Origin of the sequence: Streptomyces sp. NPDC056527 (assembly GCF_042794475.1) — a bacterium.
In the GTDB taxonomy this organism is placed as follows: domain Bacteria; phylum Actinomycetota; class Actinomycetes; order Streptomycetales; family Streptomycetaceae; genus Streptomyces.
This window is the reverse complement of record NZ_JBHTTQ010000075.1, coordinates 1-14,042: the sequence shown is the minus strand read 5'-3', so window position 1 is coordinate 14,042 and position 14,042 is coordinate 1. Positions and strand designations below refer to the sequence as shown.

17 protein-coding genes and 5 tRNA genes are annotated in these 14,042 nt (G+C 69.8%); 7 read left to right on the top strand and 15 right to left on the bottom strand.

Annotated elements, in window-relative coordinates:
- Window positions 1-11: 11 nt before the first annotated feature.
- Entirely contained in the window at window positions 12-803 is a 792-nt protein-coding gene (gene thiD / locus ACFQ7Q_RS27720; RefSeq protein WP_383559749.1) for a bifunctional hydroxymethylpyrimidine kinase/phosphomethylpyrimidine kinase, read from the bottom strand.
- A complete protein-coding gene (locus ACFQ7Q_RS27715; RefSeq protein ID WP_383559747.1) occupies window positions 800-1,762 on the bottom strand; it encodes a thiamine-phosphate kinase in 963 nt (320 codons plus the stop codon). The genes thiD and ACFQ7Q_RS27715 overlap by 4 nt, the downstream gene beginning before the upstream one ends.
- A gap of 230 nt (window positions 1,763-1,992) precedes the next feature.
- Here ACFQ7Q_RS27715 and ACFQ7Q_RS27710 point away from each other — a divergent pair, with 230 nt between their 5' ends.
- Together ACFQ7Q_RS27710 and ACFQ7Q_RS27705 are read left to right on the top strand one after the other, a co-directional pair.
- The gene (locus tag ACFQ7Q_RS27710; protein ID WP_028802415.1) at window positions 1,993-2,226 is read left to right on the top strand and encodes an Lrp/AsnC family transcriptional regulator; all 234 of its coding nucleotides are present in this window, start codon (window positions 1,993-1,995) and stop codon (window positions 2,224-2,226) included.
- A gap of 20 nt (window positions 2,227-2,246) precedes the next feature.
- On the top strand, window positions 2,247-2,741 hold the full coding sequence (locus ACFQ7Q_RS27705; RefSeq protein ID WP_383559745.1) for a DUF3515 domain-containing protein: 495 nt from the start codon (window positions 2,247-2,249) through the stop codon (window positions 2,739-2,741).
- Window positions 2,742-2,752: 11 nt separating this feature from the next.
- Here the strand turns inward: ACFQ7Q_RS27705 and ACFQ7Q_RS27700 are convergent, their stop codons facing one another.
- The 3 genes from ACFQ7Q_RS27700 to ACFQ7Q_RS27690 form a co-directional block, all read right to left on the bottom strand.
- Window positions 2,753-3,892, bottom strand: a complete 1,140-nt coding sequence (locus ACFQ7Q_RS27700) for a D-alanine--D-alanine ligase family protein (protein WP_383559744.1) — start codon at window positions 3,890-3,892, stop codon at window positions 2,753-2,755.
- 78 nt (window positions 3,893-3,970) lie between these two features.
- A complete protein-coding gene (locus ACFQ7Q_RS27695) occupies window positions 3,971-4,972 on the bottom strand; it encodes an NAD(P)H-dependent glycerol-3-phosphate dehydrogenase (RefSeq protein ID WP_383559743.1) in 1,002 nt (333 codons plus the stop codon).
- Window positions 4,969-5,721 (bottom strand): lysophospholipid acyltransferase family protein, encoded by a 753-nt coding sequence (locus ACFQ7Q_RS27690; RefSeq protein ID WP_383559741.1) that lies wholly within the window; start codon window positions 5,719-5,721, stop codon window positions 4,969-4,971. Before ACFQ7Q_RS27690 ends, ACFQ7Q_RS27695 begins: the two co-directional genes overlap by 4 nt.
- A 162-nt stretch (window positions 5,722-5,883) precedes the next feature.
- Between ACFQ7Q_RS27690 and cofC the strand changes: the two genes are divergently transcribed.
- Together cofC and ACFQ7Q_RS27680 are read left to right on the top strand one after the other, a co-directional pair.
- A complete protein-coding gene (cofC, locus tag ACFQ7Q_RS27685) occupies window positions 5,884-6,531 on the top strand; it encodes a 2-phospho-L-lactate guanylyltransferase (protein ID WP_383559739.1) in 648 nt (215 codons plus the stop codon).
- A 10-nt stretch (window positions 6,532-6,541) separates the two neighbouring features.
- Complete coding sequence (locus ACFQ7Q_RS27680) at window positions 6,542-6,757, top strand: hypothetical protein (protein ID WP_383559737.1); 216 nt, start codon at window positions 6,542-6,544, stop codon at window positions 6,755-6,757.
- A gap of 151 nt (window positions 6,758-6,908) precedes the next feature.
- Here the strand turns inward: ACFQ7Q_RS27680 and ACFQ7Q_RS27675 are convergent, their stop codons facing one another.
- The 4 genes from ACFQ7Q_RS27675 to leuC all read right to left on the bottom strand — a co-directional run bounded on the left by ACFQ7Q_RS27675 (window position 6,909) and on the right by leuC (window position 10,071).
- A complete protein-coding gene (locus ACFQ7Q_RS27675) occupies window positions 6,909-7,571 on the bottom strand; it encodes an HU family DNA-binding protein (RefSeq protein ID WP_383559735.1) in 663 nt (220 codons plus the stop codon).
- A gap of 143 nt (window positions 7,572-7,714) precedes the next feature.
- Entirely contained in the window at window positions 7,715-7,942 is a 228-nt protein-coding gene (locus ACFQ7Q_RS27670; RefSeq protein WP_260227783.1) for a hypothetical protein, read from the bottom strand.
- A gap of 104 nt (window positions 7,943-8,046) precedes the next feature.
- On the bottom strand, window positions 8,047-8,640 hold the full coding sequence (leuD, locus tag ACFQ7Q_RS27665) for a 3-isopropylmalate dehydratase small subunit (protein WP_383559733.1): 594 nt from the start codon (window positions 8,638-8,640) through the stop codon (window positions 8,047-8,049).
- A gap of 6 nt (window positions 8,641-8,646) precedes the next feature.
- The gene (gene leuC / locus ACFQ7Q_RS27660; protein WP_383559732.1) at window positions 8,647-10,071 is read right to left on the bottom strand and encodes a 3-isopropylmalate dehydratase large subunit; all 1,425 of its coding nucleotides are present in this window, start codon (window positions 10,069-10,071) and stop codon (window positions 8,647-8,649) included.
- Between the two features lie 140 nt (window positions 10,072-10,211).
- On the opposite strand from leuC, the gene ndgR reads away from it, so the two are divergent.
- Window positions 10,212-10,928 (top strand): IclR family transcriptional regulator NdgR, encoded by a 717-nt coding sequence (gene ndgR, locus ACFQ7Q_RS27655; RefSeq protein WP_005311436.1) that lies wholly within the window; start codon window positions 10,212-10,214, stop codon window positions 10,926-10,928.
- A 131-nt stretch (window positions 10,929-11,059) separates the two neighbouring features.
- Here ndgR and ACFQ7Q_RS27650 read toward each other — a convergent pair.
- From ACFQ7Q_RS27650 to ACFQ7Q_RS27625, 6 genes are all read right to left on the bottom strand, one after another.
- A tRNA-Glu gene (locus tag ACFQ7Q_RS27650) sits at window positions 11,060-11,132 on the bottom strand.
- Between the two features lie 40 nt (window positions 11,133-11,172).
- A tRNA-Gln gene (locus ACFQ7Q_RS27645) sits at window positions 11,173-11,244 on the bottom strand.
- Between the two features lie 16 nt (window positions 11,245-11,260).
- Window positions 11,261-11,333, bottom strand: a tRNA-Glu gene (locus ACFQ7Q_RS27640).
- A 61-nt stretch (window positions 11,334-11,394) separates the two neighbouring features.
- Window positions 11,395-11,467, bottom strand: a tRNA-Glu gene (locus tag ACFQ7Q_RS27635).
- A 43-nt stretch (window positions 11,468-11,510) separates the two neighbouring features.
- Window positions 11,511-11,582: transfer RNA gene (locus tag ACFQ7Q_RS27630), tRNA-Gln, on the bottom strand.
- A gap of 93 nt (window positions 11,583-11,675) precedes the next feature.
- Window positions 11,676-12,398 (bottom strand): HAD family hydrolase, encoded by a 723-nt coding sequence (locus ACFQ7Q_RS27625; RefSeq protein ID WP_383559731.1) that lies wholly within the window; start codon window positions 12,396-12,398, stop codon window positions 11,676-11,678.
- Between the two features lie 166 nt (window positions 12,399-12,564).
- On the opposite strand from ACFQ7Q_RS27625, the gene ACFQ7Q_RS27620 reads away from it, so the two are divergent.
- Together ACFQ7Q_RS27620 and ACFQ7Q_RS27615 are read left to right on the top strand one after the other, a co-directional pair.
- The gene (locus ACFQ7Q_RS27620) at window positions 12,565-13,008 is read left to right on the top strand and encodes a peptidase inhibitor family I36 protein (RefSeq protein ID WP_383559729.1); all 444 of its coding nucleotides are present in this window, start codon (window positions 12,565-12,567) and stop codon (window positions 13,006-13,008) included.
- Between the two features lie 83 nt (window positions 13,009-13,091).
- Window positions 13,092-13,997 carry a hypothetical protein gene (locus tag ACFQ7Q_RS27615; RefSeq protein ID WP_383559727.1) on the top strand — a complete coding sequence of 302 codons (906 nt, stop codon included), beginning with the start codon at window positions 13,092-13,094 and terminating at the stop codon, window positions 13,995-13,997.
- Window positions 13,998-14,042: the final 45 nt, after the last annotated feature.

Below are 14,042 nucleotides of genomic sequence, written 5' to 3'. Positions count from 1 at the left end.
GACGAAACCCGCTAGGCGCGGAATCGCCAGCCGTGGTCCACGGGGCCGATCCCGGCGCCCAGCGCGAAGCCGGCCGCGATCGCCCCCGTCACGTACTCCTTCGCCTCCCGCACCGCCTCGGGCACGGTCAGCCCCTTCGCGAGACCCGATGCCACCGCCGAGGCCAGCGTGCAGCCGGTGCCGTGCGTGTGCCGGTTGTCGTGCCGGGGAGCGCGCAGCCAGTGCTCCTCGGTCCCGTCCGTGAGCAGGTCGACCGCGTCCCCTTCGAGATGGCCGCCCTTGATGAGCGCCCATCGCGGCCCGTACGCCAGGATCGCCGCCGCGGCCTCCCGCAGATCGGCCTCGCGCTCGACGACGACTCCCGTGAGCTGTGCCACCTCGTCGAGGTTGGGCGTGGCCACCGTCGCCACCGGCAGCAGCTTCGTCCGTACGGAATCCAGCGCCGAGGCCGCGAGCAGCGGGTCTCCGTGCTTGGAGACCCCGACCGGGTCGACGACCACCGGCACGTCGGGTGTGCCGGCGAGGAGCTCCGCCACGGTCTCCACGAGCGCGGCGGAGGACAGCATGCCGGTCTTGACGGCCCGGACGCCGATGTCGTCGACGACGGCCCGGTACTGGGCCCGTACGGCCTCCTCGGGCAGCTCCCACGCGCCCTGGACGCCCAGCGAGTTCTGGGCGGTGACGGCGGTGATCACACTCATGCCGTGGACACCGAGGGCGAGCATCGTCTTCAGGTCGGCCTGGATGCCCGCGCCGCCGCCGGAATCGGATCCGGCGACGGTGAGGACCAGCGGCAGGCTCACTCGGTCCCCCCGAAGTGGTCCCAGCCGCCCTTGCTGTGCCAGGGCGCCCCGTCCACCGTCACCTGCGGCAGCGCGGAGGGGTTGAGGACCTCGCCGATGACCTTCCAGCGGGCAGGCAGCTTCACGTCCGGCGGGAAGGTGGCGACGATCGCGTGGTCCTCTCCCCCGGTGAGCACCCACTGCAGCGGGTCCACGCCCACCGCCTGGCCGATGTCGTTCATCTGGGTCGGGATGTCGATGAGCCCGGAGCGCAGGTCGATGCGGACCTTGCTGGCCTCGGCGATGTGGCCGAGGTCGGCGATGAGTCCGTCGCTGACGTCGCACATGGCGGTGGCGCCGAGCCCGGCGGCCGCGGGGCCCGCGTGGTACGGCGGTTCGGGCCGCCGATGGGCCTCGACGAAGGCGCGCGGGGAGCGGAAGCCGCGGGAGAGCACCGCGTACCCGGCGGCGGACCAGCCGAGCCAGCCGGTGTACGCGACGACGTCGCCGGGCTGTGCCCCGCCCCGGGTCACCGGGTCGTGGTTGCGCAGGTCCCCGAGGGCGGTGATGGCGACGGTGATGGTGTCGCCGCGGACGACGTCGCCGCCGACGACGGCCGCGCCGGCGACCTGGCACTCGTCGCGCAGACCGTCCATGAGCTCCACGGGCCACGTGGCGGGAAGTTCGGCGGGGACGACGAGGCCGAGCAGCAGCGCGGTGGGGACGGCGCCCATGGCCGCGATGTCGGCGAGGTTCTGCGCGGCCGCCTTGCGGCCGACGTCGTACGCCGTCGACCAGTCGCGGCGGAAGTGCCGTCCTTCGAGGAGGATGTCCGTACTGGCCACCACGCGCCGGTCGGGTGCGGAGACGACCGCGGCGTCGTCGCCGGGTCCGATCCGTACCGCCGGGGTGGAGGTGAGCCGGGAGGTGAGCTCTCTGATGAGCCCGAACTCCCCCAGCTCTCCTACTGTGCCCTTCACCGCGTATCACCTCGTGTTGTCGTGCCGGCCGTGCGCGTCGCCCGCCGCTCGCTCTGCGGGTCGCGAGCCGTCACCGCGCTGGGTACCGTCAAGTAGACCGTCAACTTCTGTCGTGCGTACGCCACACTGTGGGCGCCTCGGGGCGCGCAGGTCTCCCCGCGGCCCTCGGCGACGCGGTACCGTGGCGTCCCTTTCTCCCACAAGATCCTCGTGGTCGCCCTGGAGGTTCCGTGGTACAGGCGTACATCCTTATTCAGACCGAGGTGGGCAAGGCGTCGACCGTCGCCGAGACCATCTCCAAGATCCCGGGGGTGATCCAGGCGGAAGACGTGACGGGCCCGTACGACGTGATCGTCCGCGCCCAGGCCGACACGGTCGATGAACTGGGCCGCATGGTGGTCGCCAAGGTCCAGCAAGTGGACGGCATCACGCGGACCCTCACCTGCCCGGTCGTGCATCTGTAGCCCCCGTCTACCCTTGGCCGGTGAAGTCTTCCCACCGGCCCTTCGGCCTGCCCACCGCCGCCGCGGCGCTTCTGCTGCTGACCGCCGCGGGCTGCTCCTCCACGGACGCGAAGGCATCGGTCCCGGTTCCCAGCCCTTCGGCGGAGGAGGCCGCCTTCTGCCAGGCGCTGGCGAAGGAGCTTCCGGACACCGTGGCGGGGCTGGGACGGACCGATCCGCAGCCTGATTCCGAGCTGACCGCCGGGTGGGGGGACGCGGCGATCGTACTGCGCTGCGGTGTTCCCCGGCCCGAAAAGATGACCGATCCCCAGTCCCATGGCATCTCGGTCGACGGCGTGCGCTGGATGCTGGAACAGCCGGAGGGCGGCGGACCCCGCTTCACCTCGGTGTACCGGAAGACGTACGTCGAGGTGACGCTGGACGAGCGGTACGCACACGACGCCGCACCGCTCGTGGATCTCGCCGCCCCCGTGGAGCAGACCGTTCCGTGCGCTCTGGAACCCGAGTGTGACTAGGGGGTCGTCCCCTAGCGCAGGCCCGTGGAGCGGGTCAGCGCGGCCTGGATCAGCCGGTCGACCAGCTCGGGGTAGCTGACGCCGCTCTCCTGCCACATGCGCGGGTACATGGAGATCGGGGTGAAGCCGGGCATCGTGTTGATCTCGTTGATCACGAACTCGCCGTCCTCGGTGAGGAAGAAGTCCGCGCGGACAAGACCCTCGCAGGAGACGGCCTCGTAGGCCGCGACCGCGAGCCGCTGGACCTCGGCGGTGGCCTCGTCGCCGATCGGCGCGGGGACGATCCCGGACGCCGAGTCGATGTACTTGGCCTCGAAGTCGTAGAAGTCGTGGTCGGTGACGGGCGGGATCTCGGCCGGCACGCTGGCGCGCGGGCCGTCCTCGAACTCCAGGACGCCGCACTCGATCTCGCGCCCGCGCAGCAGCGACTCGACGAGGATCTTGGGGTCGTGGCGCCGCGCCTCCTCGATGGCCTCGTCCAGGCCGGAGAGGTCGTCGACCTTGGTGATGCCCATGGAGGAGCCGCCACGGGCCGGCTTCACGAAGAGCGGCCAGCCGTGCTCGGCGGCGAACTCGACGATCCTCTTGCGGGCGGCCGCGGGGTTCTGCTCCCACTCGCGGGGACGGACGACCTCGTACGGGCCGACGGGCAGCCCGAAGGAGGTGAACACCCGCTTCATGTACTCCTTGTCCTGGCCGACGGCGGAGGCGAGGACGCCCGCGCCGACGTAGGGGACGCCGGAGAGCTCCAGGAGGCCCTGGAGGGTGCCGTCCTCGCCGTACGGGCCGTGCAGCATCGGGAAGACGACGTCGACCTCGCCGAGCGCCTTCGGCACGGAGCCGGGCTCGGTGTACACGACCTCGCGGTTGGCCGGGTCGACGGAGAGGACGACACCGCCCTGCTCGGACTCGGTGAGGTCGGCGACGTTCGGCAGGGAGCGCTCGGCGATCGCCATCCGCTCGGGGGCGTCGGCGGTCAGCGCCCAGCGCCCGTCCGTCGTGATGCCGATGGGCAGCACGTCGTACTTGGTCCGGTCGATGGCGCGCAGGACGGCGCCGGCCGTGACGACGGAGATGGCGTGCTCGGAGCTGCGTCCGCCGAAGACGACGGCCACGCGCGGCTTGCGGGGGCTCTGGGTGTTCTCGCTCATAACGCGTTGAGCGTACCTTGCGTGTTCGATCCGCTTAAGAGCCCCGGCCCGCCGCGCGCGTCCGGCGTAGCGGGTGTCTCAGCGGCGCTCGGACTTGGCGCTGCGCGACATCAGTTCCTTGAGGGCGACGATCGGCGGCTTGCCCTCGTGGACGATGGAGACGACCGTCTCGGTGATCGGCATGTCGACCCCGTGGCGGCGGGCCAGATCGAGCACGGACTCGCAGGACTTGACGCCCTCGGCGGTCTGCTTGGTCGCCGCGATGGTCTCCTGGAGCGTCATGCCACGGCCCAGGTTGGTGCCGAAGGTGTTGTTCCGGGAGAGCGGCGAGGAGCAGGTGGCGACCAGGTCGCCGAGTCCGGCGAGGCCGGAGAAGGTGAGCGGGTCGGCGCCCATGGCGAGGCCGAGGCGGGTGGTCTCGGCGAGGCCACGGGTGATGAGCGTGGCCTTGGAGTTGTCGCCGAGCCCCATGCCGTTGGCGATGCCGACGGCGAGCCCGATGACGTTCTTGACCGCGCCGCCGAGTTCGCAGCCGACGACGTCGGTGCTGGTGTACGGGCGGAAGTACGGGGTCATGCAGGCGGTCTGGAGCCGCTTGGCGACCGATTCGTCGGCGCAGGCGACGACGGCCCCGGCGGGCTGCCGGGCGGCGATCTCCTTGGCCAGGTTGGGGCCGGTGAGGACGGCGACGCGCTCCGCGGGCACGTCGGCGACCTCGATGATGACCTCGCTCATCCGCTCGGCGGTGCCGAGTTCGACGCCCTTCATCAGGGAGACGAGGACGGTGTCGGGGGCCAGTTTGGGGGCCCACTCGGCGAGGTTGGCGCGGAGCGTCTGGGAGGGCACGACGAGGACGGTGAAGTCGGCGTCGTGGGCGGCCTCCGCCGGGTCGGTGGTGGCCCGGACGTTCGCCGGGAGCTCGACGCCCGGGAGGTAGTCGGGGTTGGTACGGGTGGTGTTGATGGCCTCGGCGAGTTCGGCGCGGCGGCCCCAGAGGGTCACCTCGCAGCCCGCGTCGGCGAGCACCATGCCGAAGGCGGTGCCCCACGATCCGGTGCCGAATACGGCTGCCTTGGTCACTTCGTGCCCTCCCCGGCGGCCTTGCGCCGCTGTTCCAGCCGGGCCTTGCGGTGGTCGTACGGCTCGGACGGCGCCTTCTCGTCGCGTACGTCCTCCAGGATCGCGGTGATCGCGGCCATGATGACCTCGGTCGCCTCGCGCAGCACCTCGGGCGTCGGCTCCTGGCCGTGGAAGCGGGAGAGGTCGACGGGCGGGCCGGCCTGCACGATCAGCGTCTTGCGCGGGAACAGGTTGAGCTTGTTCTCCTTGGCGTACGGCGGCATCGCGAGGTTGGCGCCCCACTGGGCGACCGGGATGACAGGGGCCTTGGTGAGCAGCGCGACGCGGGCGGCGCCGGTCTTGCCGGCCATGGGCCACATGTCGGGGTCGCGGGTGAGGGTGCCCTCGGGGTAGAAGGCGACGCATTCGCCGCGCTCGATGGCCTCGACGGCGGCGCGGAAGGCGTCCAGCGCGTTGGTCGTCTCGCGGTAGACGGGGATCTGTCCGGTGCCGCGCAGCATCGTGCCGACGAACGAGCCCTTGAAGAGTCCGGCCTTGGCGAGGAAGCGCGGGACGCGTCCGGTGTTGTACTGGAAGTGCGCGTAGGACAGCGGGTCCAGATACGAGTTGTGATTGACGGCGGTGATGAATCCGCCGTCGGCCGGAATGTGTTCCGCTCCGCGCCAGTCCCGCTTGAACAGAACCACCAGCGGCGGTTTAGCGATGACCGCCGCCAGGCGGTACCAGAAGCCGATTCTGCGGCGGGACACTCGTGCACCTTCCTCTGGGACTGGCGTGCAGGGGGACAAGTGTCGCCCCATGCTCCTGGTCTGTCGAGAACACCGTACGCCCCGGGATCGGGCCGCCGCCGGGCACCGGCCCCTACGGCCCGTCGATCACACGTGGCGGGTGTCGGGACAGAATGGGCCCCGATGAACACCGATCCGGACGGCGGCTGGTCCCTGGTCGTCCCCCTGAAGCCCCTTGCCCGGGCGAAGAGCAGGCTCGGCGCGGCCACCGGTGCGCTGCTGCGCCCTCGGCTCGCGCTGGCGTTCGCGCAGGACACGGTGGCCGCGGCGCTGGAATGCGGGCGGGTACGGGATGTGGCGGTCGTCACGGACGATCCGGTGGCCGCGGTCGCATTGGCGGCGCTCGGCGCGCGGATCGTGCCCGACTCACCGGGCGCCGGACTCAACGCGGCGCTGGCGCACGGGGCGCGGACGGTGCGGGAGTCCCGGCCGGACGCGGGGGTCGCCGCGCTCAACGCGGACCTGCCGGCGCTGCGCCCCGGGGAGCTGGCCCGGGTCCTGGACGCCGCCGGTGAATTCCCTCGGACATTTCTCGCGGATGCCGCCGAAATCGGTACGACATTCCTCTCGGCGGGTCCGGGAGTGGAATTGGCACCTGCATTCGGGGGCGCTTCGCGGCGGCGGCATTTGTCTTCGGGGGCGGTGGAAATCCGGCTGGCGGGGGTGGATTCCGTGCGCCGGGACGTGGACACCGGCGAGGATCTGGCGGCCGCGTGGGCGCTGGGTGTCGGCCCGCGGACGGCGGCCCATCGGTTCCATCCGGCCGGATAGGCTGCGGACCATGCAGGCGACCGCGTACACGTACGACCCCGAGACCCGCAGCGGCAGTGTGCTGCTCGACGACGGCACCCCGGTGGAGTTCGGGGCCGACGCCTTCGACGCGGGCGGGTTGCTGCTGCTGCGTCCGGGCCAGCGGGTGCGGATCGAGACGGAGGAGGCCGGGTCGGCCGGGAACGCGGGGCTGCGGATCACGCTGGTGACGCTGCAGACCCTCTGAACGGACCGCATCGACCGATCGGGACGGCCGCCGGCACCGAGGAGATCGGCCCGACTGGGCCGAAGGGGGCGCGAACGCGCCGCGGGCCGGGCTCCCCGAGGGGAGCCCGGCCCGGCGTGTGAGTGGCCAATGGCCCCTGCGCCGCTTACTCCTACTTCTTCGCGGCGGCCTTCTTGGCGGTGGTCTTGCGCGCCGTCGTCTTCTTGGCGGGCGCCTTCTTCGCCGTGGCCTTCTTCGCCGGCGCGGTCTTCTTGGCGACGGTCTTCTTGGCCGTGGCCGTCGTCTTCTTCGCCGGGGCCGCCTTCTTGGCCGCCGCCGCGGTCTTCTTGACCGCGGTGGCCTTCTTCGCGGCGGTGGTCTTCTTGACCGCGGTGGTCTTCTTCGCCACGGTCTTCTTGGCGGTGGCCTTCTTGGCAGCCGCCTTCTTGGCCGTGGTGGCCTTCTTGGCCGCGGCCTTCTTCACGGTCGCGGAAGCACCGCCGGTCAGGCTGCCCTTGGGCGCCTTCTTGACGGAGACCTCGCCGCCCTTGGGGAGCTTCTTCGAGCCGCTGACCAGGTCCTTGAAGCCCTGACCCGCACGGAAGCGCGGCACCGAGGTCTTCTTGACCCGCACGCGCTCACCCGTCTGCGGGTTGCGGGCGTACCGGGCCGGACGGTCGACCTTCTCGAACGAGCCGAAGCCGGTGACCGAAACCCGGTCCCCGCCGACCACGGCACGCACGATCGCGTCCAGCACCGCGTCGACAGCGTCCGCGGCCTGCTGACGGCCGCCGAGCTTGTCGGCAATCGCTTCTACGAGCTGCGCCTTGTTCACGTCTTCCCCTTCGGAGACATTGCCAGAACGAAAGTGTTCAAGCTTTTTCGCACGTTAGGCATGTATATACCGCAAATCAAACACGAAACGGGCTAATCACCCTAGTGCCGCAACGCAGAAGTCCCGTTGCGGAGTTCCTGGTGTCAGTCGTCTTCAGGGAATCGGCCCTCATCGAGGTCCTTCATCAACCGGTCGAGACGCGTTGCCGCGTCCGCGAGATCGTGCTTCGCCGCCGCCGTGACGACCAGCAGCTTCCGGGACAGCGCCATCCTTACGCCCTCCGGGACTTGCAGTTCACGCACTCTTGTGTGCGCTTCCTTCAATCGGGCGGCGACTGCCTCGTAGAGCTCGAGTTGGCTGTCGCGTTCCATGCACCGATTGTGCCATCTAGGGCGAGTTGTCGCCCGACGGGGTCTCAACAAGCGACTGCGCCCCCCACCGGAGGGTGGGGGGCGCAGTCGTGGAAAAGCGCTGCTCAGACCGTAATTGTACGCGGTTTGAAGGCCGGCCTGGCCGCCTCGTAGGTCGCGATGTCGGCTTCGTTCTGAAGGGTGAGGCTGATGTCGTCCAGACCGTTCAGCAGACGCCAGCGAGCGTTCTCGTCGAGCTCGAAGTCGGCGTCGATCCCGGGCGCCAGCACCTTGCGGCGCTCCAAGTCAACGGTGATTTCGGCCGTCGGGTCGGCCTCGGTCAGCTCCCAGAGCGCGTCCACGGTCTTCTGGTCCAGGACGACGGTCAGCAGGCCGTTCTTCAGCGAGTTGCCGCGGAAGATGTCGGCGAACCGGGAGGAGATGACGGTCTTGAAGCCGTAGTTCTGCAGCGCCCAGACGGCGTGCTCGCGGGAGGAGCCGGTGCCGAAGTCGGGGCCGGCCACCAGGACCGAGGCGCCCTGCCGCTCGGGGCGGTTGAGCACGAACTCGGAGTCCTTGCGCCAGGCCTCGAACAGCCCGTCCTCGAAGCCGTCGCGGGTGACCTTCTTCAGCCAGTGCGCGGGGATGATCTGGTCGGTGTCGACGTTGCTGCGGCGCAGCGGGACGGCCCGGCCGGTGTGCGTGGTGAAAGCTTCCATGGTTCCTCAGACCCCCGCGGGCGTAGCGACGTCGGACAGATCGGCCGGGGAGGCCAGGTGGCCCAGCACGGCGGTGGCGGCGGCGACCTGGGGCGAGACCAGGTGGGTCCGGCCGCCCTTGCCCTGCCGACCCTCGAAGTTGCGGTTGGAGGTGGACGCGGAGCGCTCACCGGGCGCCAGTTGGTCGGGGTTCATCCCCAGACACATCGAGCAGCCCGCGTGCCGCCATTCGGCGCCGGACTCCTTGAAGACCTTGTCCAGGCCCTCCTCGACGGCCTGCAGGGCCACCCGGACCGAGCCGGGGACGACCAGCATCCGAACGCCCTCGGCGACCTTGCGGCCCTCCAGCAGGGCGGCGGCGTTGCGCAGGTCCTCGATGCGGCCGTTGGTGCAGGAGCCTACGAAGACGGTGTCGACCTTGATGTCCCGCAGCGGCTGTCCGGCGGTCAACCCCATGTACTCCAGGGCCTTTTCGGCGGCCAGGCGCTCCGAAGCGTCTTCGTACGAAGCCGGGTCGGGGACGTTCGCCGAAAGCGGCGCGCCCTGGCCGGGGTTGGTGCCCCAGGTGACGAACGGAGCCAGGGAGGCGGCGTCGATGACGACCTCGGCGTCGAAGACCGCGTCCTCGTCGGACTTCAGGGTCTCCCAGTACGCGACGGCGGCGTCCCAGTCCTCGCCCTCGGGGGCGTGGGCGCGGCCCTTCAGGTACGCGAAGGTGGTCTCGTCGGGGGCGATCATGCCCGCGCGGGCGCCGGCCTCGATCGACATGTTGCAGATGGTCATCCGGGCCTCCATCGAGAGCTTCTCGATGGCGGAGCCGCGGTACTCCAGGATGTAGCCCTGACCGCCGCCGGTGCCGATCTTGGCGATGATCGCCAGGATCAGGTCCTTGGCGGTGACGTCCTCGGGCAGCTCGCCGTCGACGGTGATCGCCATGGTCTTGGGGCGGGCCAGCGGCAGGGTCTGGGTGGCCAGGACGTGCTCGACCTGGCTGGTGCCGATGCCGAACGCCAGCGCGCCGAAGGCGCCGTGCGTGGAGGTGTGGGAGTCGCCGCAGACGACGGTGGTGCCGGGCTGGGTCAGGCCCAGCTGCGGGCCCACGACGTGGACGACACCCTGCTCGACGTCGCCCAGCGGGTGCAGCCGTACGCCGAACTCCGCGCAGTTCTTGCGCAGGGTCTCCAACTGGGCACGCGAGACCGGGTCGGCGATGGGCTTGTCGATGTCGAGGGTCGGGGTGTTGTGGTCCTCGGTGGCGATGGTGAGGTCGAGGCGCCGCACCTGCCGGCCGTTCTGGCGCAGGCCGTCGAACGCCTGGGGGCTGGTCACCTCGTGCAGCAGGTGCAGATCGATGAAGAGGAGGTCGGGCTCGCCCTCGGCGCGCCGGACGACGTGGTCGTCCCAGACCTTCTCCGCGAGTGTCCTACCCATCGCTTTCCCTCCGGCCGACGGCTACGTCGGCGCAACTAGAGACCCGTTTCGCAAGCCGTTGTGCGGCCGCCTCACCAGGGTCGCAAGATCCCGGGAAAATTGAACTTGCGTTTCACAGAGTGAGACGTGAATATCGTTGCATGGACAACTCTAGCGGCGTGGGCGTTCTCGACAAGGCAGCCCTTGTCCTGAGCGCCCTGGAGTCCGGTCCGGCCACCCTCGCAGGTCTGGTCGCGGCGACGGGACTCGCACGACCCACGGCACATCGCCTCGCCGTGGCACTGGAACACCACCGGATGGTGGCTCGCGACATGCAGGGCCGGTTCATCCTCGGACCGCGCCTGGCGGAGCTCGCCGCCGCGGCCGGTGAGGACCGCCTGCTCGCCACCGCGGGCCCCGTACTGACGCATCTGCGCGATGTCACCGGCGAGAGCGCCCAGCTCTACCGCCGCCAGGGCGACATGCGCATCTGCGTCGCGGCGGCCGAGCGGCTGTCCGGCCTTCGGGACACGGTCCCGGTCGGCTCGACGCTGACGATGAAGGCCGGCTCCTCTGCGCAGATCCTGATGGCCTGGGAGGAGCCCGAGCGGCTCCACCGCGGCCTTCAGGGCGCCCGGTTCACGGCGACGGCCCTCTCCGGCGTACGGCGCCGTGGCTGGGCGCAGTCGATCGGTGAGCGGGAGCCGGGCGTCGCGTCCGTCTCCGCGCCCGTACGCGGCCCCTCGAACCGCGTGGTGGCCGCCGTGTCGGTCTCCGGGCCGATCGAGCGCCTGACGCGTCACCCGGGCCGTATGCACGCCCAGGCGGTCATCGATGCCGCCGCCCGCCTCTCCGAGGCGCTCCGCCGCAACGGCTGACGCGCTTCACGTCCCTCCTGTCCGAACACCGGCCCACCGCTTCAACGCCGCAGCGGTGGGCCGGAGTTGTGTGCGGAGTCACCTGTAACGCGAGGAAGCCCTCCCCCGAAGGGAAGGGCTTCCTCGATGCGTACCCCCGACCGGATTCGAACCGGCGCTACCGCCTTGAGAGGGCGGCGTGCTAGGCCGCTACACAACGGGGGCCTTGCGGATCAGATCCGCGATTGCAGATGAGCTCTGCGAGCTGGCCTACCAGGACTCGAACCTAGAATGACGGTACCAGAAACCGTAGTGTTGCCAATTACACCATAGGCCATGGTGGTTTAGACCAGTACCCCCGACCGGATTCGAACCGGCGCTACCGCCTTGAGAGGGCGGCGTGCTAGGCCGCTACACAACGGGGGCCCTAGCGATCCTGCATCGAGTTCACCGGGTGCGACCCAGGTGATCCCGCGGGAAGGATCTGTACCCCCGACCGGATTCGAACCGGCGCTACTGCCTTGAGAGGGCAGCGTGCTAGGCCGCTACACAACGGGGGCTTTGCGGATGAGATCCGCGTCACGTGCAGATGAGCTCTGCGAGCTGGCCTACCAGGACTCGAACCTAGACTAACTGAACCAGAATCAGTCGTGCTGCCAATTACACCATAGGCCACCAAAACTCGATCCCCGCCGTGGGGGATCTTGTTCGGGCTTGCGCTTCGGGGTTTCGGCCTTTCGGCTTGCTCCCCTCGGCGCAGGAAGAACATTACCCGAAGGTGTCCGGCGCTCCAAAACGGGTATCCCCGCGCAGCAGGCCGGGGAGCTGGTGGAGGCCGGTGATCCGGGTCAGCTCGGGACGCCCGCCGGCGCCGGCGCGGTCCAGCCAGATCCCTCTGAGCCCCGCCTCGACGGCCCCGCGCGCGTCGATGTCCGGCTGGTCGCCGACGTACGCCACTTCACCGGGAGCCAGCCCCAGTGCGGCGCAGGCGGCGTGGAAGGCCTCGGCGGCCGGCTTCGCGACCCCCAGCTCCGCGGCGCAGACGACGGCCTCGAAGCGCTCGCGCAGACCGAGCACGCGCAGCTTGCGGTCCTGGTTGTGGATGCTGGAGTTCGACAGGACCGCGTGACGGTAGTCACCCGCCAGCAGGTCGAGGACGGGCACGGCGTCGGGGAAGAGCTCCCACGCGGCCTCGTAGTGCGCCAGGTACCGCTCGAACCAGGCGTCGGCCTCGGCGGCGGTCAGCCCCGGCGCGGAGAGGAAGTCCCGCACCCGCTCCCGCCGCTGGTCCTGGAAGTCCACCCCGCCGACCTCGAAGCGCCGCCAGTGGACGACGGTCAGCTCCTGCCAACGACGGAGGGCCTGGTCGACGGAGTCGAATCCGTCCACCAGGCCCTCGGCCGTGAGGTGGTCGCGCATCCCGGCCAGGTCGGCACGGGCGTAGTCGAAGAGCGTGTCATCGATGTCCCACAGGACCGCGCGGATGGCCATGGGGCCACGGTACGCGAGGGGCGGCGAAGAAGACCGGAATTCGCGACTCCTATTGGAATCCCAAATTCCATTCCGGTGGCCGGATCAATCGCCTTGACTTGTCTCCTCGCCGTGCGCCTACACTCCGTCCGCCCCACTCGTGATCATGAACCTTATGGAGAAATGAATGAGTGCCATTCGCCGCACCCTGGCCGTCGCGCTTCCCACCGCCGCCGTACTCGCACTCGGTGTCGCACCGGCCCAGGCCGACGTCGGCATTTACTGCGTCGATGCGCACGCGAACTGCGGCCACTTCTACTACAACAGCGGGCTCTCGGGTTCGCGGATCGTCTTCACCGGACAGAGCGGCCAGATGGGCAGCATCTCCAATCTCGCGGGATACACGTTCCAGAGCAGTGGAGCCGGTCAGGGCCAGCCGGTGAAGAACAACGCCGCCTCCTTCTACAACGCCAGCATGCAGGTCGCCACGGTCTTCTACTCCAGCCAGTACAACGGCCCCTGCGACACGGTCGCGAAGCTGAGCCGAGCCAACCAGCTCGTCCAGACGTACAACGAGAACGCCTCTCTGGGCTTCGGCCTGATCGGCCAGAACTGCCACATGTTCAACTGACGCGGGCTGCCGCATCCGAATCCGCACGACAGCCCCGCGCGACGGCAACGGCCCGCGCGGGGCTCCGCATGGGAAGCGACACGATGAGACGTCTGGCGATACCCCTGCTCACTCTGTTCGCCCTGGTCGGGTGCACAGCGCAGGAGTCGGAGCAGGAGAACGCCGCAGCGGACCCCAAGACCGGGCCCGCGGCGAGCCGGGGTCCGGAACCGACGGCATCCGCCCGGGACTACACCTTCCGGCTTCCCATCGCCCGGTACAGCTACACGAGCGCTGATTACGCGGTCATCGAGACGGCCGAGCAGGTGCTGGCGAAGCGGTGCATGGCCGACTACTCGATCGCATACGAGCCTCCCGCCCAGCGGGCACCGACTCAGGCACTCGACCGACGCTACGGCCTCTCCGACGAAAGCACCGCGGCTCGATACGGATACCGGCTGCCCCCCGTGCGGGAATCGGCTCCGGACTCGGGCCTCGGCCGGGACGAGCTGGTCGTTCTGTACGGAACGCGAGGCGCCGAGAAGAAATCAGGACCCGTCGAGTATCGGGGACGGCACATTCTGGTGGAAGGGTGCCTCGGGAAAGCCGCCAAAGACTTCCGGAAGGACTACGACTATCCGGAGGGCGGCGCGGTGGCCACCCGGATATCGGCACAGAGTTTCGTTGATTCCCAGAAGGACAAAGCCGTTCTGGCAGGGTTCACGCAATGGTCCGGCTGCATGACGAAGAAGGGGTTCGGCTACTCCTCGCCGCTTGATCTCTTCAAGGTGGATAAATTCGAGAAGGGGCCGGTGACGGACGAGGAGAAGGCCACCGCCGTCGCCGATGTCGCATGCAAGAACGACACCGGGCTGCCGGAGACCTGGCTCGCGGTGGAGTCCCGGCTTCAGGAAGCGATGATCGCGAAGGACTCCGCCGTGCTCCGGAAGCTGCGGGGACTGCACGAGAAGAAGGTCGCCGCCGCGCGGGCGATCGTCGCCAAGGGCTGAACCGCCCGCTCCCGGACGCGACGAGGCCCCGGCCCCCTTCACGGG

Coding starts and splice junctions, on each gene's coding strand:
- ACFQ7Q_RS27700 (WP_383559744.1), bottom strand. CDS start 3,892: ATGAGCGAGAACACCCAGAGCCCCCGCAAGCCGCGCGTGGCCGTCGTC.
- leuC (WP_383559732.1), bottom strand. CDS start 10,071: ATGGGTAGGACACTCGCGGAGAAGGTCTGGGACGACCACGTCGTCCGG.
- ACFQ7Q_RS27680 (WP_383559737.1), top strand. CDS start 6,542: ATGCAGGCGACCGCGTACACGTACGACCCCGAGACCCGCAGCGGCAGT.
- ACFQ7Q_RS27670 (WP_260227783.1), bottom strand. CDS start 7,942: ATGGAACGCGACAGCCAACTCGAGCTCTACGAGGCAGTCGCCGCCCGA.
- cofC (WP_383559739.1), top strand. CDS start 5,884: ATGAACACCGATCCGGACGGCGGCTGGTCCCTGGTCGTCCCCCTGAAG.
- leuD (WP_383559733.1), bottom strand. CDS start 8,640: ATGGAAGCTTTCACCACGCACACCGGCCGGGCCGTCCCGCTGCGCCGC.
- ACFQ7Q_RS27620 (WP_383559729.1), top strand. CDS start 12,565: ATGAGTGCCATTCGCCGCACCCTGGCCGTCGCGCTTCCCACCGCCGCC.
- ACFQ7Q_RS27625 (WP_383559731.1), bottom strand. CDS start 12,398: ATGGCCATCCGCGCGGTCCTGTGGGACATCGATGACACGCTCTTCGAC.
- ACFQ7Q_RS27615 (WP_383559727.1), top strand. CDS start 13,092: ATGAGACGTCTGGCGATACCCCTGCTCACTCTGTTCGCCCTGGTCGGG.
- ndgR (WP_005311436.1), top strand. CDS start 10,212: ATGGACAACTCTAGCGGCGTGGGCGTTCTCGACAAGGCAGCCCTTGTC.